Origin of the sequence: Paenibacillus campinasensis (assembly GCF_002272015.1) — a bacterium.
In the GTDB taxonomy this organism is placed as follows: Bacteria; Bacillota; Bacilli; order Paenibacillales; family Paenibacillaceae; genus Paenibacillus_AQ; species Paenibacillus_AQ campinasensis.
This window is the reverse complement of sequence record NZ_NPBY01000115.1, coordinates 1-11,557: the sequence shown is the minus strand read 5'-3', so window position 1 is coordinate 11,557 and position 11,557 is coordinate 1. Positions and strand designations below refer to the sequence as shown.

The 11,557-nt window shown below is 53.8% G+C and carries 9 protein-coding genes; 2 read left to right on the top strand and 7 right to left on the bottom strand.

Going from position 1 to position 11,557, the window contains the following annotated elements; all coding sequences use genetic code 11:
* Positions 1–42: 42 nt before the first annotated feature.
* Together CHH67_RS25360 and rpoE are read right to left on the bottom strand one after the other, a co-directional pair.
* Complete coding sequence (locus CHH67_RS25360; protein ID WP_095268152.1) at positions 43–1,650, bottom strand: CTP synthase; 1,608 nt, start codon at positions 1,648–1,650, stop codon at positions 43–45.
* A gap of 373 nt (positions 1,651–2,023) precedes the next feature.
* Positions 2,024–2,575 carry a DNA-directed RNA polymerase subunit delta gene (gene rpoE, locus CHH67_RS25355; protein ID WP_095268151.1) on the bottom strand — a complete coding sequence of 184 codons (552 nt, stop codon included), beginning with the start codon at positions 2,573–2,575 and terminating at the stop codon, positions 2,024–2,026.
* 356 nt (positions 2,576–2,931) lie between these two features.
* Here rpoE and CHH67_RS25350 point away from each other — a divergent pair, with 356 nt between their 5' ends.
* A complete protein-coding gene (locus tag CHH67_RS25350) occupies positions 2,932–4,086 on the top strand; it encodes a S8 family peptidase (RefSeq protein WP_095268150.1) in 1,155 nt (384 codons plus the stop codon).
* A 185-nt stretch (positions 4,087–4,271) separates the two neighbouring features.
* Here CHH67_RS25350 and argS read toward each other — a convergent pair whose 3' ends face one another.
* The 5 genes from argS to CHH67_RS25325 all read right to left on the bottom strand — a co-directional run bounded on the left by argS (position 4,272) and on the right by CHH67_RS25325 (position 9,203).
* Complete coding sequence (gene argS / locus CHH67_RS25345) at positions 4,272–5,951, bottom strand: arginine--tRNA ligase (protein ID WP_095268149.1); 1,680 nt, start codon at positions 5,949–5,951, stop codon at positions 4,272–4,274.
* Positions 5,948–6,373 carry a YwiB family protein gene (locus CHH67_RS25340; RefSeq protein WP_095268148.1) on the bottom strand — a complete coding sequence of 142 codons (426 nt, stop codon included), beginning with the start codon at positions 6,371–6,373 and terminating at the stop codon, positions 5,948–5,950. The genes argS and CHH67_RS25340 overlap by 4 nt, the downstream gene beginning before the upstream one ends.
* Positions 6,374–6,896: 523 nt before the next feature.
* Positions 6,897–7,568 (bottom strand): GNAT family protein, encoded by a 672-nt coding sequence (locus tag CHH67_RS25335; protein ID WP_095268153.1) that lies wholly within the window; start codon positions 7,566–7,568, stop codon positions 6,897–6,899.
* Positions 7,569–7,594: 26 nt separating this feature from the next.
* A complete protein-coding gene (locus tag CHH67_RS25330) occupies positions 7,595–8,266 on the bottom strand; it encodes a GNAT family N-acetyltransferase (RefSeq protein WP_095268147.1) in 672 nt (223 codons plus the stop codon).
* A gap of 79 nt (positions 8,267–8,345) precedes the next feature.
* Positions 8,346–9,203: a carbon-nitrogen hydrolase family protein gene (locus CHH67_RS25325; RefSeq protein ID WP_095268146.1), complete on the bottom strand. Its 858-nt coding sequence runs from the start codon at positions 9,201–9,203 to the stop codon at positions 8,346–8,348.
* A 209-nt stretch (positions 9,204–9,412) separates the two neighbouring features.
* On the opposite strand from CHH67_RS25325, the gene CHH67_RS25320 reads away from it, so the two are divergent.
* Positions 9,413–11,491 carry a serine hydrolase domain-containing protein gene (locus tag CHH67_RS25320; RefSeq protein ID WP_095268145.1) on the top strand — a complete coding sequence of 693 codons (2,079 nt, stop codon included), beginning with the start codon at positions 9,413–9,415 and terminating at the stop codon, positions 11,489–11,491.
* Positions 11,492–11,557 lie beyond the last annotated feature (66 nt).

Sequence of the window (11,557 nt, the reverse complement as noted above, 5' to 3'; positions counted from 1 at the left end):
GAAAGCTTCCCGGAATCGGGAAGCTTTCTGCACTTAGGAAACTTAAAGTTGTTGTTGATGCCCGATCGACGCCTTCACAAATTCCCGGAAGAGCGGCTGCGGACGGTTCGGACGGGATGTGAATTCCGGATGGAATTGCACGGCCAGGAACCAAGGATGGCCCGGAAGCTCTACAATCTCGACCAGACGACCGTCCGGGGACGTACCGGAAATGCGAAGTCCCGCCTTTTCGATATCTTCACGGTATTCGTTGTTGAACTCGTACCGATGGCGATGTCTTTCGTATACCAGCTCGTCCTGATAGCATGACTCGGCCAGGGAACCCGGCACCAGCTTGCACGGATACAAGCCAAGTCGCATCGTGCCGCCCAGATCCTCAACATCCTTCTGCTCAGGCAGCAGGTCGATTACCGGGAACTCGGTCGAAGGGTTAATCTCCGAGCTGTTCGCCCCGTCAAGACCCACCATGTTGCGGGCAAATTCAATAACCGACACCTGCATCCCAAGACAGATGCCGAAGAACGGAATGTTTCGCTCGCGCGCGTAACGAATGGCGCTGATCTTGCCCTCGATGCCGCGATCGCCAAATCCGCCCGGCACCAGGATGCCTCCGACGCCGCGCAGCAGCTCGTCCACATTGCCATCATTCACTTCTTCCGCATTGACCCAGCGAACCTTCACTTCGGCGTTGGCATCAAATCCGGCATGGGACAACGATTCTACCACACTCAGATAAGCATCATGGAGCGCAACGTACTTGCCGACGATCGCAATCTCCACCGTCTTCTCCAGCTTCGACACCCGCTCCACCAGTTGCTCCCATTCCTTCATATCCGGCGCAGGAGTTGTCAGCTTCAGATGGTTGACTACAATCTCGTCAAGCCCTTCATCCCGGAGATTAAGCGGAATCTCGTACAAGGAGGAAGCGTCGCGGCATTCCACAACCGCATTCGGATCAATGTCGCAGAACAGTGCAATTTTGGCTTTCATCTCGGTGGACAGCTCATGCTCTGTCCGGCAAACAATGACGTTAGGCTGAATGCCAATGCTGCGAAGCTCCTTCACACTGTGCTGTGTCGGCTTTGTCTTCACTTCACCGGCCGCTTTAATATACGGAATGAGGGTAACATGAATATACATGACGTTTTCGCGACCAACATCGCTTTTAATCTGGCGGATCGCTTCCAGAAACGGAAGGCTCTCGATGTCGCCCACCGTACCGCCGATCTCGGTAATGACCACATCAGAACCGGCTTCGCGACCTGCGCGGAACACGCGCTCCTTGATCTCGTTCGTAATGTGAGGAATGACCTGCACCGTACCGCCCAGGTACTCGCCCCGACGCTCTTTGCTAATGACGGAAGAGTATACTTTGCCTGTGGTAACGTTGCTGTTCTTCGACAGGTTAATATCGATAAACCGCTCGTAATGCCCAAGGTCCAGGTCGGTTTCCGCACCATCATCGGTCACAAATACTTCACCGTGCTGATATGGACTCATGGTGCCCGGATCTATGTTAATGTACGGATCGAACTTTTGAATCGTAACTTTCAGCCCTCTGTTCTTCAGCAATCTGCCCAACGATGCCGCGGTGATGCCCTTTCCTAAGGATGACACAACCCCGCCTGTTACAAAAATATACTTTGTCACTGTATAAAACCCTCCTAAATAATCTCCATAACTTCAGGCGACATATGATGTTATAGCGTAACCCGTTTTCCCCTGATTCATCAGAAGCGGGCCTAACAAAAAGCACGGCCCGCTTCCAAAAATGGCGAGCGAGCTGGCCTTCAACCTATTGCCTATGTTCCCCGGGATTCTCCGGTTGCATCCCGCATCCGTCAATCCCCATATAAACAAAAAAAGTGACCCGAAAATAAATTAACGGGGCACTTTTTATTATTAAAAAACTCATTCACAATCATAAGCCCAAGCAATAGTTTACTCTGTGCCTTATCCGATTGTCAAGAGACAGAAACAGGCTCAAAATTCACCAGTGCTTCGAAGGGCATATACTTGCATCCTAATCAAGCTCTTCTTCCTCGAGCTCTTCCTCCAGCAGATCGTCCTCTTCCTCGGCATCCTCATCGTCCAGCTCATCATCGAGGACCACCTCATCATCGACATCTTCGTCCGCATCGTCTTCATCGAAGAGATCGTCCTCCGCATCCTCGTCATCCAGCACATCGTAGCTGTCGTCTGCATCCTCGCTGCTGAACGTATCTTCCTCTTCCGTGAAGTCATCGTCATCATCATCTTCATCATTGATGATCCGCGGACGCTTGGCGTTCGAAATCGGATCCTCGGATTTCTCCAGCGGGTACCAGCGCTTCAATCCCCACAGGTTCGTTCCTACACAGGCGAAACGTCCGTCTATATTGATCTCTGTATATAACTGGGCAATCGTCTCGTTAATTTCCTCTTCCGTAAAGCCGCGAAGCTTGGCTACCTCATTCATAAGGTCACGGTAATAATACGGCGTGTTGGCTGCCTTCAAAACCATAAAAGCCAGGTCAACCATCGGGATTTCCTGAACCTTCTCCGGGTCGAGCTTTAAATTGAGCGGATTACTCACTAACGTACACTTCCTCTCACGCAATCTTCACGTATATATCCTCAGGCATATCCATTATCAAACCTAAGTAAAACCTATTTGCACATAAAAATCAAGTTTTTCTCCTTTTCCCCACGGGAAAAAGGCGGAAAGCCAAGCTTTCCGCCTTCTGACTGTATCCGCCCCTAGGATCGACTCCTCACGGGAAGATGAAAGAACCCTTCAGGCCCTCACAGTTCTATTTTATGTACGTGATGCATCTTTGACACGAAAGACAGGGCCTATTTGCCGGAAATCGGGCGTTGTCCCATTCGGGCCGGGTTGTCGGTTCATACAATACCTAAGCAACGGTTCATTGAGAAGGGAGATTGCCACGCATGGACTACACCCGGATCATGCAATCACTGCTTACGGAGACGAAACTTCTCGCGCGAAACGTTCAAGGAGAGCATCGGCGGCTCCTCACGTTTCATGACCCTAGTCTGTACAGGGAATGCATCAGCCAATGGAAACATCTCGCCGATCACGGTCCCCTGCATCCCTCTGTCACCTGCTCCCCTCTCACCCAAACGATCATTGCGCCCGCTTCCCGAACTGCTGTCATCGAAAAAGAATTCCGGGAGGAGCTAACCGTGGAAGAGGACAGCCGCATTCACATCCATGCGGTTCAGGGCAGCATCGCCACGCTGACCGGCATTCCTTGGGGAGTCAAGCACATCAAAGCACCGCAAGCATGGTCCGTTTCTACCGGCCACCGCATCAAGATTGGCGTCATTGATACCGGCGTTGACTTTGCCCACCCGGATCTGAAGCATTCGCTTGGCCGGGGGATCAACCTGGTCAACCGCGCCATTCCGCCTTATGACGATAACGGGCACGGAACCCATATATCCGGCACAATTGCCGCCGCCAACAGCACGCGAGGCATGATCGGCGTCGCACCGAGATCGATTGTGTACCCCGTCAAAGCCTTCGATCATAACGGGTCCGCGTTTGTGTCCGACATTGTGCTTGCCATCGACTGGTGCATCCGCAATCAGGTCGACATTATCAATATGAGCTTCGGCATGCAGAGCCGAAGCCGGGCCCTTCTCGAAGTGGTCGGCAAGGCCAATCAATCCGGGGTCATCATCGTCGCCTCGTCCGGCAACGACGGGAAGCGCCGCACTGCCGACTATCCGGCTCGTTATCCGCAAACGATATCCGTAGGGGCGACGGACCGCAACCGCAAAATCCCCTCCTTCAGCAACCGCGGGCAATTTGTTGACATTTATGCGCCTGGGGACAAAATCGTCTCCGCCTGGCTTCAGGGAAGATACCATGAAATGAGCGGCACCTCCATGGCCACCTCCCATATCAGCGGAACGATCGCATTGCTGCTCGCGCAAAGGCCCGGACTTCGGACAACGGCGATCAAGTCGCTCCTGCGCCGAACCTCCACGCCGCTCAGGCTGCGCAAAGGCTACAGCCATTCCGACGGTGAAGTGAACGCCCTGAAATTTCTGCGTGAAGGAATGAAGCTGCAAGGGTAGTTCTGCACCCGGACCAGAATGAACCGCAGCAAGTGGAACGTGCTCAGAATATGACGATGGAACGATGGCGGAACGATGAAATGATGAAACGACGAAGCGGCAACGCCATCTTGCATCCAACGACAAACAGCCGCCTTTCCTCCAGGGAAAGACGGCTGCTACCCGCGTTCTTATTCGACAAAAATCTACATCCGCTCCGGAGCGGATACGCCTACAAGGCGCAGCACGTTGGCAATGACGGTGCGAACAGCGCTCAAAAGCGCGAGACGCGCCTGGGTTTGCGCCGCATCTTCCGTAATGACACGCTGCGCTTTGTAATAGCTGTGGAACAGCGAGGACAGCTCGTACACATAACGGATCAGACGATGCGGAGCATAGTTGTCCGCAGCCACCGACACTTCTTGCGGAAGCTCGCCCATTTTGCGTAAAATGTCGTATTCATGCTCCGATTGCAGCACTTGCAGATTCACCTCGGACAGCGGCTGAACCTCAACGCCTTGCTCCTCGGCTTGACGGAACACGCTGCAAATCCGGGCATGGGCATATTGAACATAGAAGACCGGGTTCTCGTTCGATGTCGAAACCGCCAGATCCATATCGAAGTCCAGATGAGAATCCATACTGCGCATCGTGAAGAAATAGCGGATCGCATCCACACCCACTTCATCCATCAGATCCTCCATCGTAACCGCTTTGCCTGTCCGCTTGGACATTTTCACCTTTTCCCCGTTCTGGAACAGGCTGACCATCTGGGCGATCAGCACCGTCAGCTTCCCAGGGTCAAAACCGAGCGCTTCCATAGCCGCCTTCATCCGCGGAATGTAGCCATGGTGGTCGGCGCCCCAGATGTTGATCATGCGGTCGAAGCCTCTTTCGTACTTGTTGCGATGATAAGCAATATCAGGCGTCAGGTAGGTATAGGTGCCGTCGTTCTTCACTAGCACCCGGTCCTTGTCATCGCCATAGTCGGTCGTCCGCAGCCAGGTAGCTCCGTCCTGCTCGTAGGCTTCCCCTTTGTTCTTCAGTTCGTTCAATGCTTTCTCAACCAGACCATCCTCATACAGGGACGTCTCACTGAACCATTCGTCAAAATGCACCCGGAAACGATTCAAATCGCGCTTGATCTTGTCCAGCTCTTTCCCGAGGCCATATTCGCGCAGGAATGCGGTCCGCTCCGCCGGGTCCATCGACAGAAGGGCGTCGCCCTTCTCAGCGACCAGTTCCTTGGCAAAGCCGATAATATCCTCGCCGTGATAGCCGTCCTCCGGCATTTCAGCATCCTGCCCCAGCTCCTGCAAGTACCGGGCTTCGATGGACTTGCACAAGTTCATCACCTGGTTACCCGCATCATTAATGTAATATTCGCGCGTCACTTCATAGCCGGCATAATCGAGCAAATTGCACAGTGCATCCCCTACCGCGGCGCCCCGAGCATGCCCCAGATGCAGGCTTCCGGTCGGATTCGCGCTGACAAACTCGACCTGAACTCGCTGGCCTTTGCCGAGATCGACACGGCCATAGTCTGCCCCCTGCTGCTGCACGAGCTCGACAACCGGGTACAGATAGCTCTTGTCCAGCGTAAAGTTGATAAAGCCCGGTCCGGCGATGTCCGCCTTCTCGATCGACGCCTTCTCCTTGTCGAGATGCTCCACAATCGCCTCGGCGATCTGCCGAGGGTTCTTCTTCGCAATGCGCGTCAGTTGCATCGCCAGGTTCGTGGCGAGGTCTCCGTGCGCCTTATCCTTGGGCACTTCAAGCAGAACTTGAGGCAGCTCCTCCCGGGATACGAGCCCTGCCGCTACCGCAGCGTCGCCCACCGCTTCGGCCACCAGGCTGTTAATGTGATCTAATGGATTCAATGTCATGATTCTTGATCCTCCTGAATGCTCAAACTAATGGAAAAATGTCCTGAATAATCTTCGAACACATATAAGTCATACTCCCATGCCGCACGTCCGGACATGCCGTCAACGACCAGCTCCATTCGCTGGGTATGGGTAGATAATTGAAATGATGTAAACGGAGAACGGTAAAACCCCGGCAAGCGCTGCCCCAGCATAAAGGACTGTTCTGACTCCACCTCGCCGTGGCGGATGATCTTCACCTCGTCCTCGCTCAGCTTCAGCATCGTCCGGGTCTCTCCCTGATGAGGGCCAAGCTTCGGCTCGATGTAGCGCACGTACAGGGCTTTGCCCCTGGCGAACACCTCTGCCTCCAGCTCATGCACCGTCTTCTCGCCCTCATGGAGGCTTTGAAGCCGGATGGCCGCTTGTTTTCGAACTGACATCGTACCGCTCCTCTATCTTTGGCTCAGCCCATCCTGTTCATGCCGCATTGCCGTAATCCAGCAATACGCTTATGGCCTTTCCGGCGGCTGATTAAAGTAACGTATTCTATCATAGTATATTTTCATGATTTCATAAACCATTGAAACTTGCAAGCAGGCTAACATTATCAAATATTCGGGAATCAGCGGCTCTCAGCAAGGCTAAACCGATGTTTACATGCAGCATAATCTACCAATCCGGTAACCAGGTGCAAGGAAATCTTCTATTCTTATGTAGAATCGCCACGAAACCGGCATCTTATGCCTGTCCGGATCAAGGGCTATACATGCTCAAGCGATGGTGTGACGAAGCTGCAAATACCAGGCCGTGGCTCTGTATGTATATATAAGGAAGCGGGCATCCGCTATACATCACGAATACCCGCATGGGAACAAGCTCTAGGAGGGTGCACGAACCTGTGTATACAAAGGGAGCTGCACCGCTCGAAGGCGCGGGCCCGATCCCCTCCCTTGCCCCTATTGCTTACAGCGGCAGCAGAGCTACCTTATCACGCTGCTCCAGCTTCGCTACCATCTCTGTCCAGGCCTGCGGCTTCTCCGGCAGGACAGCATAATAACGCTTCAGGAAATGGACGATCAGCTCTGCCGGCAGCTCCTGCAGCTCATCATCGCTTGGCATGAAGCACAGATCCAGGCCGGTAACGGCTTCACCGTCATTGTTCCAGGATGGATGGACATAATCGATGTCCGTACGCTTATACCCGAGATGGGACAGCACCTCCCGGCGAACGAACGGATCCATCGGCTTCACGCCGCCGAACTCATAGTCCTGAACACGATATGGATCATAGATTTCGGCGAACATGCCAAACAGCTCCTTGCCGTTCTCCGCGGCCAGACGGTTCAGATCCTTGAGCCGCTGCTGGGCCAGAAAACGGCCGATACCCAGCCCTTCACGGCCGACGATTGTAAAGTCCGTCATCGCCACGTTCCAATCCTCGTAATAGCGGTACTCGGTTGTGCCGACAACCTCACCCTCATGAACAGCGACAAAGACACGGATGCCCGGGTCCTCCAGCGGCTCCTTCCACAGACTGAACTCCAGCACTTCCTCCGGCGGAAACACCTCCTGCATCAGGTTGTGCATTTTGCGAAATAGCGGGTCTGCAATGCTTGTAATACGGATATATTCCATGTTCGTAACGGCCTCCTTAAACAGCTTCATGATTTAAAAGGGTTTCTCCATTCCATCAGCGCCCCGTAATTGCAGGATTCCTCGTCCTCCAGATAATTCTCGGCTACGCCAAGCGGCGTACGTCCGCAGCGCAGCAGAAACGTGATCACCGGGTCCTTGATCTCGCCCCGAACGACCGCATCCAGATACGCTTCCGCCGACATCTGCCCGGCATATCGGTGATAGCCTGGCATTCGCCCGCCGCCGAGCAGGCGGTCCAGCTTCTTCTCAACAGTGACATGATACAGCGACTGAAGCAGCCACTTGCCCAGACCGAGCTTGCGAAAGCGCGGGCGAACGCAAATATCCGCTACATACAGCGTGTTGCCATCCGGCTTGTGTGTCCGAATATAGCCATGATCGGTTGTGTCCGCCCAGGAATGCGCCGGCTTCGCGGGATCAAAATCGACGATCAACGAGGTCACCGATCCTGCGAGCACCCCATCCACCTCAATGCACAGCGCCCCCTCCGGGAAGCGGCTCACATGCTCGTGAAGCTGCTCCTTGTTCCACCACTGCTCCGGCGGATACGGAGGCGGAAAGGTCTCGGATTGGATCACGATCAGTTCGTCGAAATCAGCTTCTGTATAACTTCGAATGACCGCCGGAACTGGCCGGGCGTCCTCAAATACGTAAAGCTGCTGATTATACTGGGTCATATCACGCATCCTTTCTTCGCTTATTCATTTCGTTGTTTATATAGAAGGTTGGCTTCTGATGTACCATGCCGTCCGTGCCCTACTTCCAATCCGGGTACAGGTCGGTGCGCCGGTCACGCCACGTCGTTACGGAGCCCTTCTCGCGCACCTGATAGAGCAGATCGAGGTCCAGGTCGGCCGTAATGATCATATCGTTGTTCAGTTCTCCTTCGGCAAGCAGCCCTTTCGGCGGAAACGGGATGTCGTTCGGGGTAATGATCGCTGCCTGACCGAAATTGGCCCGCATCAGATCCACCGTTGGCAGCGCGCCGACCGTGCCGGTCAACACCACATACACCTGGTTCTCGATTGCCCGGGCATGGCTCGTATAGCGGACGCGGTGGAAACCGTGCCGGTCATCCGTGCAGGACGGACAGAAGATGACGTCTGCGCCTTTGGCCTTCGCCATCCGGACAATCTCCGGAAACTCAATGTCATAGCAGGTGAGCATGGCGATCGTTCCTTTTTCCGTTTCAAAAACCTCCAGCCCTTCACCAGCGCCCATATTCCAGCCGGTAATCTCTGAAGGCGTAATATGAATCTTGGCCTGCTCGGCGATGCGTCCGTCCGGGTAGAACAGATGCGCCACATTGTACAGCTTGCCTTCCCGGCGAATGACATGCGTCCCTCCGATAATGTGCATGCCGTAACGCTTGGCGAAGCCCTGGAACAGCTCACGGTACTGATCTGTAAAATTAGGCAGATCATTGATCGTCAAAGCATGGCCCTGCGCATCCCCGATCGACATCAGCTGCGTCGTGAAAAACTCCGGAAAGAGCACGAAATCGGCCTCGAATTCCTCGGCGGCCCGGATATAATGCTCGGATTGTCTAGCGAAATCGTCAAATGATTGTATGGTATGCAGATGATACTGCACAGCGGAAACGCGAAATTTCATGCTTCTCCTCCTTGGGATTCCATTCTGAATCCATTATATAAAATTTTAAAGGGTGAGCCTATGTCCAAGGATGTCCCGTGTCCTCTACTTCTGCAGGCATGTCCACAGTCTGTCCAGAGAAATTAGTGAGAGAAATTATGGAATTCTTTGAACCGATCCAGCCTGCGGGACGTACTACATGTATACACCCATTATAAGGAGGTCTTTCATTGAAGAAAAGTTTATCACGGATACTGATCGTGATCCTTGCGGTCATGCTGCTCCTGCCGACAGCGGCCATGGCATCCGGTACTGACCCGTCTAATGAAGCGAAACCGGGACAGAACCTGGAGACGATTGCCGCCGAGAAGGCGTCCCTGCTGACACAGGCGTACGGGACGATCAGCGTGCAGTACGCACTTATCGATCAGGGTGAGATCTTGTTGTCAGGGCAGTCCGGCATGAACGATATGGCCGGGGAAATCCCGCTCACCAATGAAACGATGTATGGCATAGGTTCAACAAGCAAAGTATTTACAACCGCTGCAGTTTTGAAATTGGCAGATCAAGGAAGGATCGACCTGGATACTCCGCTGGTGGAGTACATACCGGATTTTAAAATGAAAGACGAACGCTATAAGCTCATCACGCCGCGCATGCTGCTGAATCATTCGTCCGGCCTGCACGGTTCGACGCTGATCAACGCGTTCCTGTTCGCGGATTCAGACCCTTATGCTAAAGAGTCACTGCTTCAGCATCTGGCGAATCAGACTCTGAAAGCCGACCCAGGTGCGTTCTCCGTGTACTCCAACGACAGCTTTACACTTGCTGAGATTTTGGTGGAACGGGTAAGCGGAACGGATTATACCGCATTTATTCATCAGCATTTTACCGGCCCGCTCAACATGAACAACACCAAGACATCTCAGGATGCACTGGACCCTGACCAATTGGCGGGACTCTACTACCCGACTTATCAAGGACAGCTTCCGAATGAAACGGTCAACGTGATTGGAACCGGCGGCATTTACTCGACTGCCGAGGATCTCGCCCGGTTCGCGACTATTTTTACAGGTGAGACCGAGGGCATTCTATCTCCGCAGGCCATCCAGGCGATGGAGCAGGAAGAATACAAGAACGGCATCTGGCCGGAAGATGCGGACAACTCGATTGATTTCGGGCTCGGATGGGACAGCGTTCGATTGTACCCGTTCAACGACTATGGAATCAAGGCGCTCACTAAAGGCGGAGACACCATTCTGTATCACGCTTCGCTGGTTGTGCTTCCAGAGCACAACATGGCAGCCAGCGTCCTTTCCTCCGGCGGCTCCAGCTCCTTTAATCAGCTGCTGGCGAGCGAACTGCTGCTGCAGGCTTTGAAGGAGAAGGGTGTTATTGACGAGTTCAAGCCGGCCAAGTCCTTTGGCGTGCCGGTTGCAGCTGACATGCCGGAAGAGATGAAGGAATACGCCGGTTATTACGTGGCGACCAACGTACAGATGCATGCCGATATCCGTGACGGAAAGCTGTTCCTCACCGTACCGATGAGTCCGGAAGAGCCTGCGCAGACGTTTGTTTACACTGGCGACGGGGACTTTGTGAGCGAGGAAGGCAGCACGAAGGTCCGTTTTGTGACCGAGAGCAATGACCGCACTTATATGTGGGTAAAACAATATGCCACCCTGCCGGAACTGGGGCAGATAGCACTCAATCAGTATCAGGCCGAGAAGGTAGAGAAGGAAACACTCCCTGGCAGGTCTGAAGCAGCCTGGAAGAAGCGCGAAGGGAAAAGCTACTATCTCTTAAACGAGAAGTACACCTCGATTGCGTACATGATCATGAAGCCGGTGCTTACGATCAGCCGGGTAGGTGATATGCCGGCCTATATCGCCGACCGCAAAATTGTCGGACCTGATCTGGCCGTTAGCCAGCATCAAGTTCCCGGAACGGGCAGTCGGGATACATCCGATATCAGCTTCTTCACCCAGCAAGGAGTGGAGTACGCAGAGGCAGCTGGCTCCTTGTATATGAGCGAGGATGGCATCAAGCCGCTCTACCATGGCAAGAAGTCCAGACTGACGATCCATCCCGAAGGACATGCAAGATGGTTTACCGTGCCCGAGCAGGCCGCTGCCCGGACGATGACGGTGGAGCTGCCGGAGAACGGAGGTTTTGCCGTGTACGATGAGAACGGGGTGTGCTTGAACTTCACCGTTATCAGCGGCGAGGCTTCGGTGACGCTGCCCGAGAACGGAACGGTCGTATTTGCAGGGGATCCGGGATCGGTCTTCCAGATCTCCCTGGATTAAACAACTTAGAGCCTGCCCTGGTGCTTTCAAACAAACAGAGGGAGAACCCTTATACGGGTTCTCCCT